The sequence below is a fragment of the Streptomyces neyagawaensis genome, assembly GCF_023516595.1.
GTDB lineage: Bacteria > Actinomycetota > Actinomycetes > Streptomycetales > Streptomycetaceae > Streptomyces > Streptomyces neyagawaensis.
The window spans coordinates 64,507-89,165 of sequence record NZ_JAMGBG010000069.1; the positions used below are offsets into that span (position 1 = coordinate 64,507).

The window sequence follows — 24,659 nt, forward strand, 5'->3', positions numbered from 1 at the left end:
CGCTTCCCCCATCCGCGTACGCGTACGCATTCCTGTGCGTGGTCTCTGCGTTCTCTTACGAGCACGTCACCTTACGCGTTCGCGTTCCGGGGAGGCTGTTTCGGGCCCACCACCGCGACGGCGGCGCCGTACGGGCGCCGACCGACACAAATCGGCCACCTGGCGTGCGGTTTTCCCTCACGGGGGAGAAGGTGGGCGAGGCGCGGCACATGCGGAAGGACGCCCCCGGGTCGTGTAACCGGGGACGCCCTTCGGCGCTCCTGGGCGGGCGGTGTCAGACGGTGAACTCGTCCGCCGCCGTCAGGGCCGTGTCGAGGGCGGCGAGGCCCTCCTTGGCCTCGGCCTCCGTGATGTTGCACGGGGGGACGACGTGGGTGCGGTTCATGTTCACGAACGGCCACAGGCCCTGTGCCTTGGCGGCGCCCGCGAAGGCCAGCATGGGCGCGTTGGCCTCGCCGGCGGCGTTGTAGGGGACGAGGGGCTCGCGGGTCTCCTTGTTCCGGACGAGCTCCAGCGCCCAGAACATGCCGACGCCGCGCACCTCGCCCACCGACGGGTGCCGCTCGGCCAGGGCGCGCAGCCCCGGCTCGATGACGGACGCGCCGAGCGCCGCCGCGTTCTCCACGACCCCCTCCTCCGCCATGACGTTGATCGTCGCGACGGCGGCGGCGCAGGCCAGCGGGTGCCCGGAGTACGTCAGACCGCCGGGGTAGGGCCGCCGGGCGAACGTCTCCGCGACGGCCGGCGAGATGGCGACACCGCCGAGGGGGACGTAACCGGAGTTCACGCCCTTGGCGAAGGTCATCAGGTCGGGGACGACGTCGAAGAGGTCGGCCGCGAACCACTCGCCGGTCCGCCCGAAGCCCGCCATGACCTCGTCGAGGACGAAGACGATGCCGTACTTGTCGCACAGCTCCCGCACGCCGGCCAGATAGCCCGGCGGCGGAACCATGATCCCGGCCGTGCCGGGGATGGTCTCCAGGATGATCGCGGCGATGGTCGACGGACCCTCGAAGGCGATCGTCGTCTCCAGGTGCTCCAGCGCGCGGGCGCACTCCTGCTCCTCGGTCTCCGCGTAGAAACGGGACCGGTAGAGGAACGGCGCCCAGAAGTGCACGACCCCGGCGGTGCCGGCGTCGGAGGCCCAGCGACGGGGGTCACCGGTGAGGTTCACGGCCTGCTGGGTGCCGCCGTGGTACGAGCGGTACGCGGACAGCACCTTCGGGCGGCCGGTGTGCAGGCGGGCCATACGGACGGCGTGCTCGACGGCGTCGGCGCCGCCGTTGGTGAAGAAGATCTTGTCCAGGTCGCCCGGGGTGCGCTCCGCGATCAGCCGGGCCGCCTCCGAGCGGGCCTCGATCGCGAACGCCGGGGCGAACGTGGTGAGCGTTGCCGCCTGCTCCTGGATGGCCGCGACGACCTTCGGGTGCTGGTAGCCGATGTTCGTGTAGACGAGCCCGCTGGTGAAGTCGAGGTAGCGCTTGCCGTCGTAGTCCCAGAAGTACGACCCCTCCGCGCCGGCGACTGCGAGCGGGTCGATGAGCTCCTGGGCGGACCAGGAGTGGAACACGTGCGCACGGTCCGCCGCCTTCACCGCGGCGCCGAGCTGGGGGTTGGGCTGAGGGGTCATGGCGTCGAGGGTAGGGGCCAGCGGTGCGGCCCCGACATCGGCGTCCTGTCTGCAGCAGAGCTCCGCGCCGCGACAGTGTGTCGCCCCAAGGGGTGGTAGAGCGCCGCGGACCCACCGGTAGGACGCTGGGGGAGGGCAGGCCGCAGGCCTGTTCCTCCAGGGGCGCGGGGAACTGCGCGAGCAACCACGACGCACCCGCACCCGCCGAACAGACCGCGCACCCCGAGCCATAACGCGCCCTTCATTGACAGCATCCTGGCAATGTGTCAGCATGCTGTCATAACAACGAACGGCCCCGGAGGAGAAGCCATGACCAGCGCCCCCGTCCACCTCGCCGTCTACGACACCTACGCCGACTGGGAGACCGGCCACACCACCGCCTGGCTCGCCCGCGCCGGCCACGAGATCCGTACGGTCGGCCCGACAGGGACCCCCGTGCGGACCCTCGCCGGCGTCCGTATCCAGCCGGACACCGCCCTCGCCGACCTCCGCCCGGAGGACAGCTCCCTGCTGATCCTCACCGGCGCGGACCTCTGGGACACCGGCGACGACCTCGCCCCGTTCGCCCGCAAGGCCCGGGAGTTCCTGGCCGCCGGCGTCCCCGTCGCCGCGATCTGCGGGGCGACCGCCGGGCTCGCCCGGGAAGGGCTGCTGGACGACCGCGCCCACACCAGCGCGGCCCCCTTCTACCTCGCCGCCACCGGCTACAAGGGCGCCGACCACTACGTCGACACGGACGCCGTGACCGACGCGGACGGCCTGCTCGTCACCGCCGGCCCCACCGAACCCGTCGCCTTCGCCCGCGAGGTCTTCCGGCTCCTCGGCGTCTACGAGGGCGAGGTCCTCGACGCCTGGTACCGCCTGTTCCACGACTCGGACCCGGAGGCGTACGCCGTCCTGGAAGCGGCCGCCCGATGAGCCGCGCGCGACAGGACCTGCTCAGCCGCACCGCCCTCGGTGTGTTCCGGCTCAACGGCCAGTTCCTGTCCGTCGCCGACGAGCTGGCACGTCCGGCGGGGCTCACGGCGGCCTGGTGGCAGGTCCTCGGCGCGGTGCTCCCCGAGCCGCTGCCCGTGTCCGGGGTCGCCCGCGCCATGGGCATCACCCGGCAGAGCGTGCAGCGCGTCGCCGACCTCCTCGTCGACCGCGGCCTCGCCGCGTACGTCCCGAACCCGGCCCACCGCCGTGCCAAGCTCCTCACCCCGACCCCGGCGGGACGCGCCGCCGTCGAGAAGATCGACCCCGGTCACGCGGCCCTCGCCGACCGGCTCGCCGAGGCCCTCGGCGAGGAGGGGTTCGCCGAGACCGTCCGGGTCCTGGAGGCCTTGTCGGCCGCGCTGGAGGACCTGCCCGCCGGGCGTGAGGCTGTTACGGAACCGTAGACACCGCCCCACCCGCCAGCTCCTGCCTCCGCACTACGATCGGTTCGTTGCGCACGTTCGGCGCGTTCAGCATGTAGACGGCGTAACCGTACGTACGCGACAGACGCGCGTACACATACGTACGGCGCGACAGGCACGCGTACACATGCGCAGGGGATCACACGGGGGAGAGGCGGGGGGTGGTGGCCATGGAGAAGCTCGGGCCGGGGGATCCGCAGCGGATCGGGGCGTACCGGTTGCTCGCGCGGCTGGGGGCCGGCGGGATGGGCAACGTGTATCTGGCGCGGTCCGACCGCGGCCGTACTGTCGCCGTCAAGCACGTACGGCAGGAACTGGCGGAGCAGGAGGAGTTCCGGGCCCGGTTCCGGCAGGAGGTGCAGGCCGCCCGGCAGGTCGGCGGGTACTGGACCGCGCCGGTCCTGGACGCGGACACCGAGGCCGACATCCCGTGGGTGGCCACCGGGTACGTCGCCGGTCCGTCCCTCCAGGCCGTGGTCGGCAGCGACCACGGCGCGCTGCCCGAGCGGACGGTCCGTATCCTCGCCGCCGGGCTCGCCCACGCGCTGGAGGACATCCACGCGGCCGGGCTCATCCACCGCGACCTCAAGCCGTCCAACGTCCTCGTCACGATCGACGGACCCCGTGTCATCGACTTCGGTATCGCGCGAGCCCTGGAGACGATCACCGACGGAGGGCTCACCCGCACCGGCGCGCTCGTCGGCTCGCCGGGCTTCATGGCACCCGAGCAGGTCCGCGGCGACCGCATCACCCCGGCCTGCGACGTCTTCTGCCTCGGCTCCGTCCTCTCCTACGCCGCCACCGGCAATCTCCCCTTCGGCGCCGCCCACTCCGGCGTGCACGCGCTGATGTTCCGCATCGCCGAGGAGGAACCCGACCTGGAGGGCCTGCCCGAGGGCCTGTACGACCTCGTACGGGACTGTCTGCGCAAGGACCCCGCCGCCCGCCCCACGCTCGCCCAGATCCTCCAGCGCACCGGCGCCGAGGACACGGTCTTCGCGGGCCGCTCCCGCGACCCCTGGCTGCCGAGCGCCCTCGTCGCCCAACTCGGCCGCCACGCTGTCCAGTTGCTCGACACGGAGGACCCGGAGGAGGCCGCGCCGGGGGGAGAGGGGCCGTACGGCGCGGGAGCCGCGGGCGCGGTCGGCGCCTCGGCGGGCGGGGCCGCCGGCCAGGGTTCTCCGGGGGCGTCCGGGGTACCTGGCGTGCCCGGCGGTCCGGCTGAGGGCGGGGGGTCGGGGTCGCCCGACCTCACCAAGCAGCCGTCCGCTGGCGCTGCCGCCGCCGGGTTCGCCGCCTCGGGGGCGCCCGCCGAGGGCGCGCAGACACCGCCGGGCGCCCCGGCATCCCCGTACGCGGGCCCCTCCGGCCACCCCGAGGGCGCCCCCGGTCATGCCTCCACCGGACCCGAGGGCGGTGCCGTGCCGCCTCCGCCGGGCACGCCGGGGGCCGGTGGGCCGGGCTCCGCCCCGCTCGACCGGCTGCCCACCCAGGTCGTGAGGGCGGGTACCCAGCCGCCCCCGCCCGCCTCGCCGCCCGGCCACGCCGCGTACGGCTTCCCGCACCAGCAACCGGCGCATCAGCCCCCGGCCGGGTACGGGCAGCCGCCGGGCGCGGCCCCCGGCTACGGCTATCCGCAGGGCGCCCCGCAGGGCCAGGCCGGGTACGGGACGTACGGGCAGCAGCCGTACGCCGATCCGCAGCAGTACGGGGCGCAGGCGCCGTACGGGGGGCAGCAGCCGTACGGCGGTCACCAGGCCCCCGGCGCCGCGGGCGGCCTCGGCGCGACCCCTCCGTACGGGCCGACGCCCCTCCTGGGCCCCGGCGGCCGTCCGAGACCGGACCGGTCCGGCGGCAGGCGTTCCTCCGTGGTCCTCGTCGCGGTCGCCCTTGTGGTGGCGCTCGGCGCGGGCGGCTCGGTGTACGCGCTGATGAAGAAGGGGGAGGAGGGCGGCAAGAAGAACGACGCCAAGGGCGGACCCACGACGAGCGGGCCCGAGACCCCCGGGCCGACGACGCCCGGGCCGACCGACCCGGAGACCTCTCCCGACCCCACCACCGAGTCCCCGGACGCGGGCACGATCCCGGAGGACTTCCTCGGCACCTGGACCGCGACCCTCAGCGGCTCCGACGGGTCCGACACGCGTGAACTCGTCATCCAGCAGGGCGAGGTCGGCGACACCGTGCTCTCCCTGACGGCGGACGGCCCGCTGGAGGGGGGCGGCACGTACCACTGCGTGTTCGAGGCGGAGCTGAGCGAGGAGCCGGACGACGACGGCCCCTTGAGGATCGGCCCCTCCACGGTCACCGAGGGCGAACCGGCCACGTCCTGCTCACCGGGCGCGGCCACCACGGTCACCCTTCTGCCCGACGGCCGCCTGCGCCGGGTGGACACGGCGGGCAAGTCGGTGACGTACACGAAGGGCTGAGCGGGGGCTGGGGCGCCTCCTGGCTCGGGGGTGCGCCGTTGGTTCGGCGGGTGCGGGTGCGGGTGCGGGTGCGGGTGCGGGTGCGGGTGCGGGTGCGGGTGCGGGTGCGGGTGCGGGCACGTCGTGGTTTCTCGCGCAGTTCCCCGCGCCCCTGAAGGGACGGGCCTGTGGCCCGCCCTCCCCGGAAGGGTTGGGCCTGCGGCCCGCCCTTCGGCTGAAAAGCACGGGTGCAGCCCGGTCGCTTTTCAGGGGCGCGGGGAACTGCGCGAACAACCCCCACGCACCCGCATCCGCATCCGCACCCGCATCCGCACCCGCGAGCTATAGGCGCCCCGGCCCCCCACTCACCCGCACCCGAAAGGTGGGCCCCCGGTCACCGCGTATCCGGCGGTCGCTGGCGCGGCATGTTCGGCCGTGCCCCCGGCGGCAGCGGCAGTCGGCCGCCGGGCGGGAGCTCGGTAGGGCGGGAGACGGACCCGGCCGTCTGGATGCCCAGCGGCGCCGCCCCCGCGCGGAACTCGACCATCCAGTCCGTGGTCTCCGCCCGCACCAGCTCCGTCACGTCCTCCGAGAACCGCCGCAGCACCGACAGGCACCGCTCCGCCGCCTCCCCGGCCGTCCCCTCCGTCGGCCCGAGCACCTCCCGCGCGCTCTCCGACGCCCAGTCGAACTGAAGTGCCTGAAGCCGCCGCTGCACCGCCTGTGCCGTGGCGACGTCCCTCATCCACCCGGAGGTGAGCCCGAAGAACCGATCCGCCGCCACACAGGCCACCCCGCCCAGCAGGGCCAGGTATCCCCAGGGGGCCATGCCGCCGACCGCTCCGGTGACGTCCAGCAGCGGCAGCCCGGCCCCCGCCAGCGCGCCCACCGCCGCCCCCACCCGCAGCACCCGCGCCGCCAGCCGTTTCCCCACCCGGTCCGCGAGATACCACGCGGCGGTCTCCAGCGCCGCCCGCTCCACCCACCGGTACAGCTCGTCCAGCCGCTCCGCCGGCACCGCCCAGTCCCCGTGCGGAAAGGGCCGCCCGGTCAGATCACCCGCCCACGGCCCGTCCGCCCCGGTCCACGGCTCGGCCCACAGCCCCGGCCCCTCACCCCGCCCGTCCTGGGGGGACCCCTCGGGCTGCATCTCCGGCTGGCTCACCCGGTACTCCCTACTGACGACGCCGCTGACGACAGTGCGAGACGCGTGCGCGCACCGCCGCGTCACCGGCCGTGCGCACGGCCTCTTCCTACCTCCCAACGGGTGGCGAAAACCCCGGTTTCATGGCTTTTCCGCCTGGAAGAGGTCCTTGATCAGGTATACGAATCCCCGCCAGCTCACTCGAAAGAGTGGCGCCGCGCGGGCCGGGCCGACCACGTAGGCTCGTGGGCGACCGCAAGAGAGCGAAACGAGGGAGCTGAACGTGATCCCCGGTGGTGGCCAGCCCAACATGCAGCAGCTGCTCCAGCAGGCCCAGAAGATGCAGCAGGACCTGGCGCGGGCCCAGGAGGAGCTCGCGAACACCGAGGTCGAGGGCCAGGCGGGCGGCGGCCTGGTCAAGGCCACGGTCAACGGCTCCGGCGAGCTGCGCGCCCTGAAGATCGACCCGAAGGCGGTGGACCCGGAGGACACCGAGACCCTCGCCGACCTGATCCTCGCGGCCGTCCAGGCGGCCAACGAGAACGCCCAGAGCCTCCAGCAGCAGAAGCTGGGCCCCCTCGCCCAGGGTCTCGGCGGCGGCTCCGGCATCCCCGGCCTGCCCTTCTGAGCCGTATCTCCCCCTGATCCCCCCTCCACCGACCCCATCCGTGCCCCGTACCGCCTTCCTCGGACCGGCGGCGGCCGACTACGGTACGTACTGAAAGACACCAGGAAGGACGGCAGTCCGTGTACGAAGGCGTGGTCCAGGACCTCATCGACGAGCTGGGGCGGCTGCCCGGCGTCGGTCCCAAGAGCGCGCAGCGGATCGCCTTCCACATCCTTCAGGCGGAGCCGACGGACGTACGGCGTCTCGCGCAGGCCCTGATGGAGGTCAAGGCGAAGGTCCGCTTCTGCGCGACCTGCGGCAACGTCGCGCAGGAGGAGCTGTGCAACATCTGCCGCGACACCCGCCGCGACCCGTCGGTCATCTGTGTCGTGGAGGAGCCGAAGGACGTCGTCGCCATCGAGCGGACCCGTGAGTTCCGGGGCCGGTACCACGTCCTCGGCGGCGCGATCAGCCCCATCGAGGGCGTCGGACCCGACGACCTGCGGATACGGGAACTTCTCGCCAGGTTGGCCGACGGTACGGTCACGGAGCTGATCCTGGCCACCGACCCCAACCTGGAGGGCGAGGCCACGGCCACGTATCTCGCCCGCATGATCAAACCCATGGGCCTCAAGGTCACCCGCCTGGCCAGCGGCCTCCCAGTGGGCGGCGACCTGGAATACGCGGACGAGGTGACCCTCGGCCGCGCCTTCGAGGGGAGACGATTGCTGGATGTCTGACGCCACGCTGCACGCGACCGGCCTGAACCCGGACGACTTCGCCGTCCAGATCGCGGACCAGATCGAGAGCTTCCTGGTCGCGGTCACCGAGGTGGCCAAGGGCGACGAGCCGGACTCGGCCGTGCCCTTCCTGCTGCTGGAGGTCTCCCAGCTCCTCCTGGCGGGCGGCCGCCTCGGCGCGCACGAGGACATCGTGCCGGACGAGCGCTATGAGCCCGACCCGGGCCCCGAGCAGGACGTCGACGAGCTGCGGGAACGTTTGGCCGCGATGCTCGACCCGGTCGACGTCTACTCCGAGGTCTTCGACCCGTACGAGCCCCGCAAGGCGCCCGTGCCGGCCCGGATCTCCGACGACCTCGTCGATGTGATGGCCGACCTCCGCCACGGCATGGTCCACTACCGCGCGGGCCGCACCACCGAGGCGCTGTGGTGGTGGCAGTTCTCCTACTTCTCCAACTGGGGCTCCACGGCCTCGGCGACCCTGCGCGCCCTGCAGTCCCTGGTCGCCCACGTCCGCCTCAACCAGCCGCTGGCCGAACTCGACGGCCTCGACACCGACCAGGAACTCATGGGTGACGAAACCCTGGAGTTCGAGGCGGGCAAGGTCATGGCGGAGGAGATCGCGGGACCGCTGGGGTTGCGCAAGGTCAAGTAGGTCTGCTGAGGGCCACGTAGGCCGACGTGTGAGCACACGGCGGGAGTGCGGCGCGTGAGAGCGTCCGACTCCCGCCGTACGCATGACGATCCACACCACCGGCGGTCATCATGGAACGCATGAGTGCCTCGCCCGACCATCGCCCCACCGCCGTGGACGCCTCCGGAACGGCTGCCGTCGCCACTGCGGGCAATGGCGGCCAGGCCTTCACCGGACCCGGCGCGGTCGGCCTCAACATCGGTACCGCGCACCTGATGTCACCGCTGGCGTGCCCGCAGGCGGAGTCGGTCGACTGCCCGCCGGGCCTGAACAACCTCCGTTCCCGCGCGACGATGTTCGTGGGCCGCACGGACGAACTCACCGCCCTGGACGATGCGTCGACCGTCCCCGGCGAGGCGCTCGCCCACGTACTGCACGGCCTCGGCGGCATCGGCAAGTCCACGCTCGCCGCACGCTGGGCGTCCCGCCACAGCGAGAGCCACGCCGACGCGCCGGCCTGGTGGATCAGGGCCGACAGCCGCTCCGCGATCGACACGGGTCTCGCCGACCTCGCGATCGCCCTCCAGCCGTCCCTGTTCGCCCTCCTGCCCCAGGAGCAACTGGCAGAGTGGGCTCTGAGATGGCTCGCCTCCCACACCGGATGGCTCCTCGTCCTCGACGACGTCTCCAACCCCGACGACGTCATCCCGCTCCTCTCCAGGGCGACTTCGGGCCGCTTCCTGATCACGAGCCGGCAGTCGACGGGCTGGCGGGGCATCGCGAAACCGGTGCCCCTGGACGTGCTGCCCGGCGACGACGCGGTGGAACTCTTCGCCCTGCGCCACCGCCAGGACCCCGACGCCGCCGAACTCTGCGAGGAACTGGGACACCTCCCGCTCGCGATCGCGCAGGTGGCCGCGTACTGCGAACAGAGCGGCTGCACCGCCCGCGAGTACCTGGAGGACCTCGCCGACGTGCCGGCGGAGATGTACGCGGCGAAGGACGAGAACAGGGACCACGAACGCACCGTGGCCCGCGTCTGGCACGTCACCCTGGACCGCCTCGCCGACGATCCGCTGACCGCGCGCATTCTGCTGACGCTCGCCTGGTACGCCCCCGACGGCATCCCGCGCACCCTGCTCGGCGGCCTCGGCTCCCGCCCGGCCGTCCGCGGGGCGCTCGGCCGTCTCGCGGCCCACAGCATGGTCACTCTCTCCGGCGACGGTGACACGGTGTCCGTCCACCGCCTGGTGCAGGCGGTCTCCCGTACGAAGGACACCGCCGACCGGCACCGGAGCCCCACTGCGGTCGAGGACGCGCGCACCGCGGCGACGGAGGCGCTGGGCCAGGCCGTGCCCGACGACGTCGACGACCCCTCCGTCTGGCCCGTCATGCGGGCACTGCTGCCGCACGTGGAGGAACTCGCCCGGCACACACGCGAGCAGGACGACTCCGCGGTGATGGCGCGGTTGCTCACGCGGACGGGTGACTACATGCTCGGCGCCTCGGTCGGACTCATTCCGCGCGCACTGGCCCTGCTCCGACGCGCGGAGGCGTGCTGCGTACGCCTGCACGGGGCCGACTCCGAGGAGACCCTGGACGTAAGCGTCCAGCTCACCCACGCGCAGCGGATGTCACTCGACATCGAGCAGGCCGCCGGGATCGCCGAGCGAACCCTGGCGGATTGCCTCCGGGTCCTGGGCACCGAGCACCCGTTGACGTTCTCGGCCCAGCTGAGCGCCTACAAACTGGTCTCCCTCGCGGGTGACGCCCCGCGGGCGCTCACCCTGGCCGAGGAGGCGCTCGCGGGCCGTGTCCGGGTGTTTGGCGAGGACGACCACCGGACGTTCGCGGCCCGGGGCTCCGTGGTCATGGCCCTGGCCGAGGCCGGCGACCCGGCAGGTGCCCGGGACCTGGCCGCGGAATTGCTCGACGACTGCGTACGCGCCCTGGGCGAGGAACATCCGCAGACCCTCGCCACCAAGAGCACCGTCATGATGCTGGCGCAGCAGGCGTCCCTTCCCCTGCCTTCCATGGCCGCCGTGTTCAAGTTCTTCAACGCGGCCATGGTCGGTGAGGGCGTCGTCACCGCGGCCCGCGACGTGGTCCAGGAAGTCAGCCTCTTCGGACCGATGACGCTCGCCCGCCCGACGGAGGAGGACGTGGCGGCGGCTGAACGGAACCTGGAGACCTGTCTGCGAGTGCTCGGTGAGGACCACGCCGACACGTTCAGCGCGAGGATGACCTTGCTGGGTGTGTACGCGGCCACCCAGGACGAGCGGTACGTCGAGCGGGGGGTGCGTCACATGGTGGAGGCGCTGACCTCCCTGGGCGAGGACCATCCGATCACGGGCTTCCTGCTGAACGTCTTCCAGGCCCTGCACACCGCCGCCGAGGACTGGGCGGAGTCCGGTCCATCCGACCTCGACGCAGGACCGGAGCACTCGGAAGCTCCCGACGCACCCAGCGAGCACTGAGCCCGTTCGGGCAAGGCATCGGGCCGGGCATGATGCCCCCATGACACTCAAGCCATGGGCATGGGCGGGGATCGGCGTCTGCGGCGCGGGCGTCGCCACACTGGTCGGCTTCGCCTTCGTCGATCTGGGGACGGCGGACCAGATCGCCAGTGTGGCCGGGGGATCGGTGGGCCTCTTCGGTTTCGTGCTCGCCGTCGTCGCCCAGTTCGGCGGCTCCTCCGCACCGCCGACGCCACCCACCGCGCCCGCGGGGCACACGCAGGTCACCGCGTCCGGAGCCGGCGCGATCGCCGCGGGCGGCAGCATCGGTGCGGCCTCCACAGGGGGCGCGGCCCTCCCGGCGCCCGCGTCCCCGGCGCCGTCCCCGACTCCTGCGCCCGCACCGCCGGCGGGTGGGGTGACCGCGTCCGGGACCGGCTCCATCGCCGCAGGCGGCGACATCGGAACGGCGTCCACGGGGACGTGACCGGGCGCGCGACGCGGCTTCCGGGGCGGCGGCATGGTCGCCCCGGGACCATGACCCGGCCGGACGGTCCGCCGATTCGGGCGTGCACGGCGCCTGATGGAGGCCGGTACCAGCGGTAGCGTGTGCACCGTCGTACGTACTGCGTGCCTCCCCCCGACAAGGAAGCGGACCACCGACGTGACCGTCCTCCTGCTCCTTCTCATCGCCGTGGCCCTGGCCGCCGCCGTGCTGGGGCCCCGTGCGCTGCTCCGGGCCGGGTGGCCGGAGCGGGAACCCGTGGTCGCGCTGTGGGCGTGGCAGTGCCTCGTCGCGGCGGCGCTGCTCAGCTGCCTCGCGGCGCTCGTGCTGGGCGCGGCGGCCGTGTTCGGGACGGTCCGCACGCATGCCTTCGCGCCCGCGCCGCCGGCCGTGACCGCCGCGTACGACCTCACGGCCGCGCCGCCCTGGACGGCCGTCCTGACGCTGCTGCTGGCCTGCGGGGCCGCGTGGAGCGGGGCCATGCTCGCCCGGGAGCTCGTCGAGGCCCGGCGCCGCCGCCTCCTGCGCCGCGCCCATCTGCGTGAGCGCGCCCCCGATCTGCCGGCCGGCCTGCCCGACGCGCAGGGCCCCCTGCTGGTGCTGGAGGACGAGTACCCGGACGCCTGGCTGATGCCCGGCACTCCTCCTCAACTGGTTGTCACCACCGGCGCGTTGGCCAAACTTACCGACCGTCAGCTGGACGCCGTGCTCGCCCATGAACTCGGCCACGCCCGCGCCCGCCACGACTGGCTGCTCCACCTCTCCACGGCCCTCGCGACCGGCTTCCCGCGCGTCCCGCTCTTCGCGCACTTCGCCGACCAGACCCACCGTCTCGTCGAACTCGCCGCCGACGACACGGCGTCCCGCCGCTGCGGCCACCTCACCACCGCGCTCGCGCTGATCGAACTGAACCAGCACCGGGGCGTGTTGAGCTGCGCCAGCACCCGCCGACTGCTCGGCGACCGCGTCGAGCGGCTGCTGTCGCCGCCGCCCCGCCTGGACCGGACCCGCCGCGCGGCGACCACGACCGCCGCCGCGCTCCTCGCCCTCCTCCCGCTCCTCATCGCCTTCGCACCGGCGTTGGGGACGCTTTAGAGAACAGCCTCCAGGTCCAGCGCTCCCGCAGGCAGTCCATCAAGCCGAGCGCTCCCGCCCGGAAGTCCCTCAAGCCGCGTGCTCCCGCAGGAAGTCCATCAGTACGGCGGTGAGTTCGGCGGGGTTGTCCTCCTGGACGAGGTGTCCCGCGCTCGTGATCGGCTCGAAGCGCGCACCCGGGATGCGGGCGGCCAGCTCCCGCCCCTTCGCAAGGGGGATCCAGCCGTCGTCCTCGCCCCAACACACCAGCACCGGGATGCCGATCTCCCCGTACCGGTCCTGGATCTCGTCGGTGTGGGCCTGGTCCGCCTGGGCGATCTGCCGGTAGAAGGCGGGCTGCCCGTGTTCGCCGAGCCACGGTTCGACGAGCCGGTCGATGACCGCCGGGTGCAGTCCGGGTCCGCCGACGGAGCTCACATACTCCCGCACGAGGGCCCGATGCAGCGCGGACGGCAGCTGTTCGAAGACGTCGGCGTGCCGGCCGAGCAGCCGGAAGGAGGGGGAACCCCACGGCGCGAGCGCCACGGGGTCGACGAGGGCCAGCGCGCGGTAGCGGGCCCCGTGCAGCAGATGGGCCCGCAGGGAGACCGCCCCGCCGAAGTCATGGGCGACCACCGAGGGTTCGTGAAGCTCCCACCGCGTCAGCAGCTCCGCGAGGACCCGTCCCTGGGCGGCCAGGGAGACGTCCTGACCGGTGTGCATGTCCGACTCCCCGTACCCGGGCATGTCCCACACGAACACCTGGTACCGGCCGGTGCCCGCCAGCGCCTGGGCGATGCCGCGCCAGACGTAGGAGGAGAAGGGGGTGCCGTGACAGAGCACGACCGGGTCCTGCCCGTCCTCCCCGACCCTGCCCCACCGCACGTCCCCCGACGTACTCCGGAAAGTCTCAGTCAGCAGCACTTCGCTCATGGCTGTCTGCTTACCCCGGTGAACGCCGACGTCACTGCTGTGAGCAGCAACTCCAGTGCGGCACAAGGACTTTCAGAGGTCCGGGTCCCGTACCGAGGGTGACCGAGGTGTCGCGGTGCGTCTTTGTACGATCCCTGTCCCACCGCTGTATCTCCGTTGCACGGACCCTAACCGGCTCCCCGCGAATCTGGAGTCACTTCCACCGCACACGAGGCGGAGGCAGGAGAACCCCACACTCGCACAGGAGTCAACGATGACCCGCAAGAACCGCATACGCGCCGCCATCGTCACCGCCACCGCTCTCGTCACCGCCGGCACGGTGACCGCCGGCGTCAGCATGGCCGGCGCCGAGTCCGCCCCGAAGAAGCCCTCCAAGAAGGAGATCGCGGCGCTCTTCGACGGCTGGAACAAGTCGCTGCGGACCGGGGACCCGAAGAAGGTGGCCGACCGCTACGCGAAGGACGCGGTGCTGCTGCCGACCGTCTCCAACAAGGTCCGCACGGACCGCGCCGGAATCGTCGACTACTTCCACCACTTCCTGGAGAACAAGCCCCAGGGCAAGAAGATCCAGACGATCGTCAACGTCCTGGACGGCAACTCCGCGATCGACACCGGTGTCTACCAGTTCACGCTCACCGACCCGAAGACCGGCGAGAAGCGCGTGGTCAAGGCCCGCTACACGTACGAGTACGAGAAGCGCGACGGCATCTGGAAGATTGTGAACCACCACTCGTCGGCGATGCCGGAGGGCTGATCGCCGGCACCCGAACCGGTGGCTGATCCATACCCTCCGGCTCAGCCACCCCTCCGGCCCGGCGGCCCTCCGGCTCAGCCACCCCTCCGGCCCGGCGGCCCTCCGGCTCAGCCACCCCTCCGGCCCCGGCCGCCTGCGGTTCCACCGCTCTCCGGTTCGCCGCCCTTCGGTTCAGCCGCCCCCGTGTCGCGCCGCCCGCAGGGTGAGCGCGACGCACAGGCCGCCGCCGGGCGCGTCCTTGAGGATCACCGTTCCGCCGTCGTCGGTGACGAGTTGCTTGACGACGGCGAGACCGAGGCCCGAACCGGACTTGCCGGTGAGGCCCTGGCCGCGCCAGAAGCGGTCGAAGGCACGGGACTTCTCGGCGTCCGACATACCGGGCCCCTCGTCCAGCACCGACAGCACCACCTCGTCGCCCCGGCTCTCCGCCCGCACGGTGATGGTCGCACCGTCCGGTGAGACCTCCAGGGCGTTCGACAGCACGTTGTCCAGGACCTGGTCCAGATGACCGGGACTGGCCAGCACGAGCGGCCGGCCGTCGGCACTCCCCCTGAGCGTGATGGTGACTCCGCGCTCGTCGGCGGCCGGTCTCCACACGTCCAGGCGCTCCTGGATGACGTCCCGCAGCGACAGGGGTTCCGCCGCCGTCACCTTCGCCTCGGCCCGGGCCAGCACCAGCAGCCCGTTGACCAGCCGACTCATCCGGACCACCTCCGCGGTCGCCTGCTCCACGTCCTCCCTCACGAACTCGTCGTCCACACCGTCCGCGATGTTGTCCAGCGACAGGCGCAGCGCCGTCAGGGGGGTGCGGAGCTGATGGGAGGCGTCGGCCACGAAGATGCGCTGCGAGGCGATGAGCGTGTCGAGGCGCTCGCTGGCCTGGTTGAGGGTGCGCGCGAGGGTCTGTGTCTCCTGTGGGCCGGTGATCGCGGAACGCGCCTTCAGGTCGCCGTCGCTCATCTTGCTCGCCATCTCGTTGAGCTGGCGCAGGGGGGCGGTAAGGCGCCGCGCGGCGAACACGCCGATGCCCGCGGCGGCCAGCAGGACGAGTACGGCCAGGCCCGCCCGGAAGCCCCAGATCTGCCAGAGGCGGGCGGTGAGGTGGTCGGTGGAGAACTTGATCCGGACGGCGCCGACGACGTCGTCCGCCCCCTTCTTCCCGACCGCCCGCTTCTTACCGACCGCCCGCTTCTTCCCGTCCGCCTTCGTCCCGTCTGCCTTCGCGCCGTCGGTGGCCGTCCCGTCCGCCGGGGCGTCGGCCGGCTCCTCGCCGGTCGCGGGGTGGGCGAAGGCGGGGACCGTGACCACCAGGTTCTTGCCCCAGATGAAGTCGGAGCCCCAGTCGACGGTCGCCTCGCCCCGCTCCAGGGCCCTGGTCAGCGCCGCGTCCCGCGTCGGCCGCCGCAGCGTCTCCCGTACGCACCGGTCCGTGGCCGAGACCTCGACCTTCTCCTTCTTCGGATAGGCCCCGGCCATCCTCGCCAGCGCCTCGCAGGAGGCGACGTCACCGGCGCCGAGGAGCCGGGCCATCGTCCTCGCCTCGCGGGTGATGGACTCCCGGGTGTCGCCCCGCAACTGGTCGGTGAGCGTGAACGCCACCGGCACCGTGAACAGGGCGATCGCCACAGCCACGAGGAGCACATAGCTGCGGATGAGCTGGCGGATCATGACGCGCCGCTGCTCCCGCTCGCGCCGCCGGAGGCGCCGGCCTTCTCGTCGGCGCCGTTCACGATGAGCCGGAAGCCCACCCCGCGCACCGCCTCGATGGTGATCGCGCCCGCGAGCTTGCGTCGCAGTGCCGCCACATGCACGTCGAGCGTCTTCGTCGGGCCGAACCAGTTCGCGTCCCAGACGGCCTCCATGATCTGCTCGCGCGACATCAGCGCGCCCGGCTCCTCGGTGAGGAACGCCAGCAGGTCGTACTCCTTGGGGGCCAGCCCCACCTCCGCGCCGTCCAGGTGCACCCGCGCGGCCTTGCGGTCGACGGTGAGCCGGGAACCGTACCGGTCGGGCCCGGCCGGGGGCGCGTCCGCGGGGCGCGGCTGCACCCGGCGCATCACCGCCCTTATCCGGGCGATGACCTCGCGCACCCCGAACGGCTTGGAGACATAGTCGTCGGCGCCGAGTTCGAGTCCCACCACGCGGTCCGTCTCGTCGCTGCGGGCGCTGATCACGATGATCGGCACGGTACTGCGGGCCCGCAGCGCCTTGCAGACGTCGAGCCCGTCGGTGTCGGGCAGCCCCAGATCGAGGAGCACCACGTCGTACGGGCCGTCGTACGTCAGCGCCGCCCCGCCCGTGGACACCCACTCCACCTCGAAGCCGTATCGCTGCAAGCCACGCCGGAGCGACTCGGCCACCGGCTCGTCGTCTTCCACCAGAAGTACGCGCACAGGCGGAACGATAATCGTTGAACTTTAAGACGGTCGGGGAAGTCTCCGCGGTGGCCCGAAGCCGTAGAGGGGAGTCTCTGCGGTGGCCACGAGGCCGGGAGGAAGACTCCGCGGGGCTTCGCGGCCGGAGGGGAAGGCCCTCGCGGCGGCCCGTGTCGGGACTGCGCCCCCCGAGTGACCTCGCCCACTTTATGACTGCGGCGTGCCCGGGGCGGGCAGGGACCACCCCGGAGCGGCCTGACCACCGACGGTCTCCCGGCGAAGAAGCCGGGGTGAAATCCGGCGGAGGCCCGCAGGAATCCGAGGTGATCGAAAGGTGAGCGGGACATCTCACCATGCGGGAGCCCGGAGGCGGGATTCGGCCGCTCGATAGACTGAGCCGACCGCAGTACCTGTGTATGTGCGGATAAGGGACGAAACCGAGCGAGGAGCGCACGTGGGCCTTGTCGTGCAGAAGTACGGAGGCTCCTCCGTAGCCGATGCCGAGGGCATCAAGCGCGTCGCCAAGCGGATCGTGGAAGCCAAGAAGAACGGCAACCAGGTGGTTGTCGTGGTCTCCGCGATGGGCGACACGACGGACGAGCTGATCGATCTCGCCGAGCAGGTGTCTCCGATGCCTGCCGGACGTGAGTTCGACATGCTGCTGACCGCCGGAGAGCGTATCTCCATGGCCCTGCTGGCCATGGCGATCAAAAACCTGGGTCACGAGGCCCAGTCGTTCACCGGTAGCCAGGCAGGCGTCATCACCGACTCGGTCCACAACAAAGCCCGGATCATCGATGTCACGCCGGGCCGTATCCGGCAGTCCGTCGACCAGGGCAACATCGCCATCGTCGCCGGGTTCCAGGGCGTCAGCCAGGACAAGAAGGACATCACCACGCTGGGCCGCGGCGGGTCGGACACGACCGCCGTCGCGCTGGCCGCCGCGCTCGACGCCGAGGTCTGTGAGATCTACACCGACGTCGACGGTGTCTTCACCGCCGACCCGCGGGTCGTGAAGAAGGCCCGGAAGATCGACTGGATCTCCTTCGAGGACATGCTGGAGCTGGCCTCGTCCGGCTCCAAGGTGCTGCTCCACCGCTGTGTCGAGTACGCCCGCCGCTACAACATCCCGATCCACGTCCGCTCGTCCTTCAGCGGACTTCAGGGCACGTGGGTCAGCAACGAGCCAGTCGTCGGAAAGACGCAGCAGCAAGGGGAACAGAAGGTGGAGCAGGCCATCATCTCCGGTGTCGCGCACGACACCTCCGAGGCCAAGGTCACGGTCGTCGGCGTCCCGGACAAGCCGGGCGAGGCCGCCGCGATCTTCCGCGCCATCGCCGACGCCGAGATCAACATCGACATGGTGGTGCAGAACGTCTCCGCCGTGACCACCGGCCTCACGGACATCTCCTTCACCCTCCCCAAGACCGAGGGCCGCAAGGCGATCGACGCGCTGGAGAAGAACAAGGCCGGCATCGGCTTCGACTCCCTGCGCTACGACGACCAGATCGGCAAGATCTCCCTGGTCGGCGCCGGTATGAAGACCAACCCCGGCGTCACGGCCTCCTTCTTCGAGGCGCTGTCCGACGCGGGCGTGAACATCGAGCTGATCTCCACCTCCGAGATCCGCATCTCCGTCGTGACCCGTGCCGACGACGTCCCGGAGGCCGTGCGCGCCGTGCACACCGCCTTCGGACTCGACTCCGACAGCGACGAGGCCGTCGTCTACGGAGGCACCGGCCGATGACGGTCCGTTCGTACGGTCCGTACGGCGGCGGCACCGGCCGTTGATGGCCGTCGCCGCCGGGCGGACCGGCAGGCCGACGCTCGCGGTCGTGGGGGCGACCGGGGCCGTCGGCACCGTCATGCTTCAGATCCTGTCCCACCGCGCGGACATCTGGGGCGAGATCCGACTGATCGCCTCCCCCCGCTCGGCCGGCCGCAAGCTGGCCGTGCGCGGGGAGGAGGTCGAGGTCCTGGCCCTCGCCGAGGAGGTCTTCGACGGGGTCGACGTCGCCCTGTTCGACGTGCCCGACGAGATCGCGGAACGCTGGGCGCCGATCGCGGCGGCCAAGGGCGCGGTGGTGGTGGACAACTCGGGCGCCTTCCGGATGGACCCGGAGGTGCCCCTCGTCGTCCCCGAGGTCAACCCGCACGCCCTGCGCGTCCGGCCGCGCGGCATCGTCGCCAACCCCAGCTGCACCACGCTCTGCATGATCGTGGCCGTGGGCGCGCTGCACGCCGAGTACGGGCTGCGTGAGCTGGTGGCCTCCTCGTATCAGGCGGTCAGCGGTGCGGGCCGGGCCGGCGTCGACACTCTGCGCCGGCAGATCTCCCTCGTCGCCGGTACGGAACTGGGCACCAACCCCGGTGACGTACGGCGGGCCGTGGGCGACGACACCGGGCCGTTCCCGGAGCCGGTGGCACTGAACGTGGTGCCCTGGGCCGGGGAGGCGCGCGCGGACGGCTGGTCCTCGGAGGAGATGACGGTGCGGGACGAGACCCGCAAGGTCCTCGGGCGGCCGACGCTGCCGGTCGCCGTGACCTGCGTACGGGTCCCCGTCGTCACCGCGCACTCCCTGACGCTCCACGCCCGCTTCGAGAGCGAGGTCACCGTCGCCAAGGCGCGGGAGATCCTCGCGACCGCGCCCGGTGTGGTCCTCTTCGACGACCCCGGGGCGGGGGAGTTCCCCACGCCCGCGGACGTCGTGGGCACGGATCCCACCTGGGTCGGCCGCGTCCGCCGCGCCCTCGACGACCCCACCGCCCTCGACTTCTTCGTCTGCGGCGACAACCTCCGCAAGGGCTCCGCGCTGAACACGGTGCAGATCGCGGAGTTGGTGGTGGGCGCGCGGGCCTGAGGGGGCTGGGGGATACGGGTGCGAGGGCGGCCGGTCGGCCTGGGTGCCTGGAGGCTTGGGGGTGCCTGGTGGGTCGGGGTGCTCGGAGGGTCGGGGTCCCGGGTGGGCCGGGGTGTCCGGAGGCTTGAGGGCGCTCGGATGCCCGGGTCCGGGGCGCCCACCGGGTCGGGGGCTCGGGGGTGGTGGGCGGCCGCGGATCCGTCGTGGTCGGTCGCGCAGTTCCCCGCGCCCCTGGCCCGCGCCCGTTGCTTGCGCGCTCCTGGCCCGCGCTTGTTGCTTGCCCCCTTTCCTGTGCCCGCCTCCGGTGCCTTTGGCGCGCTCCTGGCCCGCGCCCGTTGCCTGCACCCCTTCCCGTGCCCACCCCAGCGCCTTTGCCGCCCCCGTGCCGCCCGCCCCTTTCCCGCGCCCTCCCCCTCCGTCCGTTGCCTGCGTTGCCCCTCTCCCACGGCCGTACCCCCGTCCGTTGCCTGCGCCGCCCCCCTCCCCGTTCCGGTGGTCCTGGCGTCCATCGGTTGTTGTCCTGGGGTGCACTGTTTCTTGGCCCTGCGTGCACCGTTCCCTTAATTCGTCGCGCGGCCACCGGCGTTGGGATAGACCGGCTGTCGCGCCCTGTGGGCGCCGTCGGCTGCCGTGGGCGTTGTCGGTGGTGGCGTGTAAGTTCTTCGAGTCGGCGGTCCTTCGGACGAAGGATTTCCGGTCGGACAGCTGTGTGATTTCCGGGTTGATTCAGGCCTCCCGGCGATCCAGGATTTTGCTCCCCGTTCACCGCAACCGCGCGCGGACGGGGAGCGTCTTTAACGAGCGCCCTTCGGCGGGGCTGGGCGCGCACGGACTCGGGCATAGGGGAAGAGCTGGTACGCATGAGGGCGTTCGACGCGCTGTCCGCTGTTCGGTCGGCCGTGCAAGGCGAGGCGCGGGGCGCGGGGCCATGCATATGCGCCGTACGAACAGGCGCTCGGTCTGACGCAAAAGTGATGCCTGTCGCGTACAACCCCGACGGGGGGATACGGGTCCAACAGGCGTGGCAGAGGTACTCGACTTCACCGCGGTACAGACGAGGGGCACCGCCCTTCGTCCACCCCGCCGTCCCCGCATGCCCGGTCCGCCCGGCGGCATGCCGGTGATCGCGCCCATGCCCGCGGCGCGGCCCACCCGCATCCCAAGCCAGCGCGACGGCGCGGAGGACACGACGACACTGCCGGCCTCCGGCACGACCGTCGACCATCTCACCGAGACCTACCGCGCCCACTACCGCTCGCTCCTCGGCCTCGCGGCCCTCCTCCTCGACGACACCGCCTCCTGCGAGGACGTCGTGCAGGAGGCCTTCATCCGCGTGCACTCCGCGCGCAAGCGCGTCCGCGACCCGGAGAAGACGCTCGCCTATCTGCGCCAGACGGTCGTGAACCTCTCCCGTTCCGCGCTGCGCCGCCGCATCCTCGGTCTGAAGCTGCTGTCGAAGCCGATGCCGGACATGGCGAGCGCGGAGGAGGGCGCCTACGACCAGCTGGAGCGTGACTCCCTCATCAAGGCGATGAAGGGCCTCCAGCGTCGTCAGCGCGAGGTCCTCGTGCTGCGCTACTTCGCCGACATGACCGAGGCGCAGGTCGCCGAGACCCTCGGCATATCGCTGGGCTCGGTCAAGGCGTACGGCTCCCGTGGCATCGCGGCACTGCGCGTCGCCATGGAGGCGTCGGCATGAGCGGCGACGCCAGGGGCGACGGGCACGACACGCACGACAGGCGCGAGGGGCACGACGAGCTCGGCGCCCGCAGGCGGGCCTCCTGGGGCCGCCGGGACGACGAGCGCACCGAAGGGCAGGAGCGGGACCGGCGCGTCGGGGGGCGCGGGCTCGCCGAGCACGAAGACACGCAATCGCACGCTGGGAACGGAACTGTGAATCACGGCCCCGAAGAACAAGACCCCACCAAGGGTCAGGGTCTCGAAGGCCGCGGTCCGGACGAGCCGGCTCCGGACGACATGCGCGCGGACGACCCGACCCCAGGGGAGACGCACACCAACGACGGCGCGGATCCGGACGAGACCCGCTCGGACGACGTCGCCACGCGCGAGGTGGCTTCGGGCGACGTCGCCACGAGCGAGGCGGGCTCGGGTGCGGCGCGCTCGGCCGACGCCGCTTCGGGCGACGTCCGCTCCGACGACCCGGCTCCGAGCGGGGCGGGTTCGACGAGTCCGGGCGGCCCGAAGGGCCTGCGCGCCTTGAACGACCCGCATGACTTGAACGACGCGCACGACCTGGACGATCTGAACGACCTGGGCAATCTGCGCGGCCTCAACGGCACGAAGCCGTCCGGGGCGGCGGCGGATCTCCTGTCCTTCGGCCTGTCGGAGTCGGCGCCGGGGTCTGTGTCCGGGTCTGGGTCGGCCGGTTCGGGGCCGAAGGGGCTGGACGGTGCCGGTTCCGAGGGGCTCGGCGGGTTCGACTCCGACGAGCTGATGCTGCGGAACCTGCTGCACCACGCCGTCTCGGAGATCGAGCCGCGTGACGGCACCCTGGACCACCTGCGGCGGGCCGTACCGGCCCGGCGGGCGCGCAAGCGTCAGGCCGTCGTCGGGATGGCGGCCGCCGCGCTCTTCATCGGTACGGCGATCCCCGCCCTCGTGCACGTCTCCAACTCCACCGGCTCCGACGCCAACCCGTCGGTCGTCGGGCACGGCTCGGCGACCCACGGCAGCGAGGGCCAGTCCAAGGGGCAGACCGGCGGCAGCGGTTCGTCGGGCGGCACCTCCGGCGGCTCCAAGGACACCGGCAAGGGCAACGGCAAGGGCAAGGACGACAAGGGCAAGGGATCGTCCGCCGGCGTGCCCGGCGGCACCGAGGCGACGCCCACCGCCGCGAGCGCGGCCCTGTGCACGTCCGCGCAGCTCAGCGGCAGCGCCAGCGTCGGCTCCCCGGACTCCGGCGGCGCCGTCTACGGCAGCTTCCGGGTGTCCAACGTCTCCGGGACCAGCTGTACGGTCGCCGGCGCGGGCGGGGTGAGCGCGTCACCGCAGGGTGCCGCGGACGCATCCAGGATCACCGTGGCGAACCATGTCTCGGGCGACGCGGCCACCGGGCTGCCCGACCCGTCGCTGTCCCTGTCCCAGGTGGTGCTGGAGCCGGGGGCCGCGTACGAGGTGCGGTTCGCCTGGGTGCCGTCCGAGCCCTGTCCCACCACGAGCGGCGGCACCACCGACGGCGGCACCGGCGGTACGGATCCGAGCCCGGACCCGACGCCCACCGGGGAGGACCCGGGGGCCACCGCCGACGGCGGCAGCGCGATGTCCACCCAGCTCGTCAGGGAGGACGGCGTGGCCGACGGCAGCATCCTCATCTCCCACACGGCGGAGGGCGGCGTCGCCACGTACTCCACCGGCGTTGGCAACGCCTGCGCGGGCATCGTCTACCGGACGGGCCTCCTGACGGCGTCCTGACCACCACCGACCGCCCTGTGCGGGCCCGCCCCGGCGGCACCCGCACCGCCGCGGTGGGGGCGGAGCCGGCCCGCCACCCTGCCCCGCCCGCCCCGCACTTCCTGGGCGGGCCCGGTGTCACTGGGCGGGTTCCGCTTCCCGGGAGGGGTCCCGCTCCTCGCCCGAACGGCCTGCCTCCGCTTCCGGGCCGTCCCCGGAACCACCATCGCCGTGCGTGGAACCACTGCCGTCCCTCGACACACCCTCCTTCGGGTCCGCCGAGCCGTCCCCCTCCGGGACCAGCCCCAGCTGTTCGTCCCGGATGAACTCGATCTCGCGGCGCAGCAGCCGGAACCACATGAAGACGACGAAGCCGGCGAAGACGAACCACTCGCCGGTGTAGCCGAGGTTCTGGAACGCCTTGAGGTCGAGCCCGCTGTCCTGGGGCGCCGTCGCCGGCACGGCCTTCATCCCGGCGTCACCCTTGTCGAGGGTGACCCACGCGTCGTACAGGTCGTCCGGCACCAGGTTCACCAGCGTCGCCGCGCTGATCGCCCCCGTCTGACCGGCCGGGAGACCGCCCTGCACGGGCACACCGTTGGAGCCGGGTGTCTCGGAAGCCTGGAGCGAGCCGGTCACGGTGACCTCGCCTGTGGGCGCGGCCGGTGCCCGGTCCGGGTCCGCGGTGCCGGGCAGCCAGCCCCGTACGACCGGCAGCGACTTGCCCCCGTCGGTGCGCAGCAGCGTCAGGACGTAGAACCCGTCCTTGCCGTCCAGCTCGCGGTGCGGAACCAGGAGCTGCTCGCCGTACCGTCCGGTCGCGGTGACCAGCTCGCCGGAGGTCTCCTTGTCGACCGGCAGCAGCTCGTCCAGCGGGCGGGCGGGGGCCCGGTCCGCGGGGTCGACGCGCTCGGTCGCCGTGCGGTGGTCCTGCATGCGGTCCTCGAACCGGCTCAGCTGCCACGACCCCATGAACACACAGAAGGGGATGGCGAGCAGCACGAAGACGTTGATCCCCCACCATCGGGGCGTCAGCAGAAACCGGTACACGCCTTCCACCGTACGGTGCCCGCACCGCCCGCCCGGTCGCGGGGTCGGGCGGGTCGGCCACGCGACTGGGCGGTTCAGTACCGCTCGACGAGGTGCTCCCGGCCCGCCGGCGGCTCGTACGGCTCGGGCCAGAAGTCGGTGACGGAGGTGATCCGGCCGTGCGCGTCCCCCGTGAAGAAGGAGACCGCGTGCGTCTCCTCCGGCCCCACCGTCACACGTATCCAGCTGACGACCTGCCCCGGCTCGGCGACGATCCGCTCGACGCGGGCATGCCAGTCCGCCGGATAGTCGCGGTTGAACCGCACATACCGCTCCCGGCCCCGGATCCGCTCCCTCGTCTGCGGCAGCTCGTACACCACGTCCTCGGCCAGGGTGTCGGCGAACGCGTCCCAGTCGCGGGCCTCCGCGCGGGCCCAGTACGTCTCGACGGTCTCGCGCAGCACCCCCGCCGGGGTGTCCACCGGCGGCACACCGCTCGTCGAGGTCGTCGGCACATCGCTCGTTGAGGTCATGCGGCGAGTCTGCACCCGGCCACTGACAATCGGTCGTCGTACTCACGGCCGCAGTCGGGCTCGACCTGCGCGTTCACCGGTTGTCCACAGGCGTGGGGGCGCGGCCGGACGGAAGTTTTCCACAGGCTGGGGGCCTCGCCGACGCAATGTCCGACGGGCGGGGCA

The 24,659-nt window shown here is 72.4% G+C and carries 21 protein-coding genes; 14 read left to right on the forward strand and 7 right to left on the reverse strand.

Going from position 1 to position 24,659, the window contains the following annotated elements:
• Positions 1-274 precede the first annotated feature (274 nt).
• Positions 275-1,630 carry an aspartate aminotransferase family protein gene (locus M8J73_RS27295; RefSeq protein WP_055541378.1) on the reverse strand — a complete coding sequence of 452 codons (1,356 nt, stop codon included), beginning with the start codon at positions 1,628-1,630 and terminating at the stop codon, positions 275-277.
• 309 nt (positions 1,631-1,939) lie between these two features.
• Between M8J73_RS27295 and M8J73_RS27300 the strand changes: the two genes are divergently transcribed.
• The 3 genes from M8J73_RS27300 (at position 1,940) to M8J73_RS27310 (ending at position 5,459) form a co-directional block, all read left to right on the forward strand.
• Positions 1,940-2,548 carry a DJ-1/PfpI family protein gene (locus M8J73_RS27300; RefSeq protein WP_055541379.1) on the forward strand — a complete coding sequence of 203 codons (609 nt, stop codon included), beginning with the start codon at positions 1,940-1,942 and terminating at the stop codon, positions 2,546-2,548.
• Complete coding sequence (locus M8J73_RS27305) at positions 2,545-3,012, forward strand: MarR family winged helix-turn-helix transcriptional regulator (protein WP_055541380.1); 468 nt, start codon at positions 2,545-2,547, stop codon at positions 3,010-3,012. The genes M8J73_RS27300 and M8J73_RS27305 overlap by 4 nt, the downstream gene beginning before the upstream one ends.
• Positions 3,013-3,200: 188 nt before the next feature.
• Positions 3,201-5,459, forward strand: a complete 2,259-nt coding sequence (locus M8J73_RS27310) for a serine/threonine-protein kinase (protein WP_249829191.1) — start codon at positions 3,201-3,203, stop codon at positions 5,457-5,459.
• Between the two features lie 373 nt (positions 5,460-5,832).
• On the opposite strand, the gene M8J73_RS27315 is transcribed toward M8J73_RS27310, so the two are convergent.
• A complete protein-coding gene (locus M8J73_RS27315; protein ID WP_249829192.1) occupies positions 5,833-6,603 on the reverse strand; it encodes an SLATT domain-containing protein in 771 nt (256 codons plus the stop codon).
• Positions 6,604-6,865: 262 nt separating this feature from the next.
• Here M8J73_RS27315 and M8J73_RS27320 point away from each other — a divergent pair, with 262 nt between their 5' ends.
• From M8J73_RS27320 to M8J73_RS27345, 6 genes are all read left to right on the forward strand, one after another.
• Entirely contained in the window at positions 6,866-7,210 is a 345-nt protein-coding gene (locus M8J73_RS27320) for a YbaB/EbfC family nucleoid-associated protein (RefSeq protein WP_249829193.1), read from the forward strand.
• Between the two features lie 119 nt (positions 7,211-7,329).
• Positions 7,330-7,929, forward strand: coding sequence for a recombination mediator RecR (gene recR / locus M8J73_RS27325; protein ID WP_055536881.1), 600 nt, complete (start codon positions 7,330-7,332; stop codon positions 7,927-7,929).
• Positions 7,922-8,584 carry a DUF5063 domain-containing protein gene (locus M8J73_RS27330; protein WP_055536882.1) on the forward strand — a complete coding sequence of 221 codons (663 nt, stop codon included), beginning with the start codon at positions 7,922-7,924 and terminating at the stop codon, positions 8,582-8,584. Before recR ends, M8J73_RS27330 begins: the two co-directional genes overlap by 8 nt.
• Before the next feature lie 119 nt (positions 8,585-8,703).
• The gene (locus tag M8J73_RS27335) at positions 8,704-11,040 is read left to right on the forward strand and encodes a tetratricopeptide repeat protein (RefSeq protein ID WP_055536883.1); all 2,337 of its coding nucleotides are present in this window, start codon (positions 8,704-8,706) and stop codon (positions 11,038-11,040) included.
• Between the two features lie 40 nt (positions 11,041-11,080).
• Positions 11,081-11,506, forward strand: coding sequence for a hypothetical protein (locus M8J73_RS27340; protein WP_055536884.1), 426 nt, complete (start codon positions 11,081-11,083; stop codon positions 11,504-11,506).
• Positions 11,507-11,683: 177 nt separating this feature from the next.
• Positions 11,684-12,619, forward strand: coding sequence for a M56 family metallopeptidase (locus M8J73_RS27345; protein ID WP_055536885.1), 936 nt, complete (start codon positions 11,684-11,686; stop codon positions 12,617-12,619).
• 69 nt (positions 12,620-12,688) lie between these two features.
• Here the strand turns inward: M8J73_RS27345 and M8J73_RS27350 are convergent, their stop codons facing one another.
• The gene (locus tag M8J73_RS27350) at positions 12,689-13,531 is read right to left on the reverse strand and encodes an alpha/beta fold hydrolase (RefSeq protein ID WP_055536886.1); all 843 of its coding nucleotides are present in this window, start codon (positions 13,529-13,531) and stop codon (positions 12,689-12,691) included.
• Between the two features lie 253 nt (positions 13,532-13,784).
• On the opposite strand from M8J73_RS27350, the gene M8J73_RS27355 reads away from it, so the two are divergent.
• A complete protein-coding gene (locus M8J73_RS27355) occupies positions 13,785-14,285 on the forward strand; it encodes an SgcJ/EcaC family oxidoreductase (RefSeq protein ID WP_055536887.1) in 501 nt (166 codons plus the stop codon).
• A 171-nt stretch (positions 14,286-14,456) separates the two neighbouring features.
• On the opposite strand, the gene M8J73_RS27360 is transcribed toward M8J73_RS27355, so the two are convergent.
• Together M8J73_RS27360 and M8J73_RS27365 are read right to left on the reverse strand one after the other, a co-directional pair.
• Positions 14,457-15,953 carry a HAMP domain-containing sensor histidine kinase gene (locus M8J73_RS27360; protein ID WP_055536888.1) on the reverse strand — a complete coding sequence of 499 codons (1,497 nt, stop codon included), beginning with the start codon at positions 15,951-15,953 and terminating at the stop codon, positions 14,457-14,459.
• Positions 15,950-16,678, reverse strand: a complete 729-nt coding sequence (locus tag M8J73_RS27365; RefSeq protein ID WP_055536889.1) for a response regulator transcription factor — start codon at positions 16,676-16,678, stop codon at positions 15,950-15,952. Before M8J73_RS27365 ends, M8J73_RS27360 begins: the two co-directional genes overlap by 4 nt.
• A gap of 436 nt (positions 16,679-17,114) precedes the next feature.
• Between M8J73_RS27365 and M8J73_RS27370 the strand changes: the two genes are divergently transcribed.
• The 4 genes from M8J73_RS27370 (at position 17,115) to M8J73_RS27385 (ending at position 22,953) form a co-directional block, all read left to right on the forward strand.
• Positions 17,115-18,407 carry an aspartate kinase gene (locus tag M8J73_RS27370; protein ID WP_055536890.1) on the forward strand — a complete coding sequence of 431 codons (1,293 nt, stop codon included), beginning with the start codon at positions 17,115-17,117 and terminating at the stop codon, positions 18,405-18,407.
• Positions 18,408-18,450: 43 nt separating this feature from the next.
• Positions 18,451-19,521 (forward strand): aspartate-semialdehyde dehydrogenase, encoded by a 1,071-nt coding sequence (locus tag M8J73_RS27375; RefSeq protein WP_249829194.1) that lies wholly within the window; start codon positions 18,451-18,453, stop codon positions 19,519-19,521.
• A gap of 1,093 nt (positions 19,522-20,614) precedes the next feature.
• Positions 20,615-21,220: a SigE family RNA polymerase sigma factor gene (locus M8J73_RS27380; protein ID WP_099966939.1), complete on the forward strand. Its 606-nt coding sequence runs from the start codon at positions 20,615-20,617 to the stop codon at positions 21,218-21,220.
• Positions 21,217-22,953, forward strand: a complete 1,737-nt coding sequence (locus tag M8J73_RS27385) for a hypothetical protein (protein WP_240501593.1) — start codon at positions 21,217-21,219, stop codon at positions 22,951-22,953. The genes M8J73_RS27380 and M8J73_RS27385 overlap by 4 nt, the downstream gene beginning before the upstream one ends.
• Positions 22,954-23,070: 117 nt before the next feature.
• On the opposite strand, the gene M8J73_RS27390 is transcribed toward M8J73_RS27385, so the two are convergent.
• Both M8J73_RS27390 and M8J73_RS27395 read right to left on the reverse strand, forming a co-directional pair.
• Positions 23,071-23,982 (reverse strand): SURF1 family protein, encoded by a 912-nt coding sequence (locus M8J73_RS27390; protein WP_206187972.1) that lies wholly within the window; start codon positions 23,980-23,982, stop codon positions 23,071-23,073.
• 74 nt (positions 23,983-24,056) lie between these two features.
• Entirely contained in the window at positions 24,057-24,494 is a 438-nt protein-coding gene (locus M8J73_RS27395; RefSeq protein ID WP_079055100.1) for a nuclear transport factor 2 family protein, read from the reverse strand.
• Between the last annotated feature and the right edge of the window lie 165 nt (positions 24,495-24,659).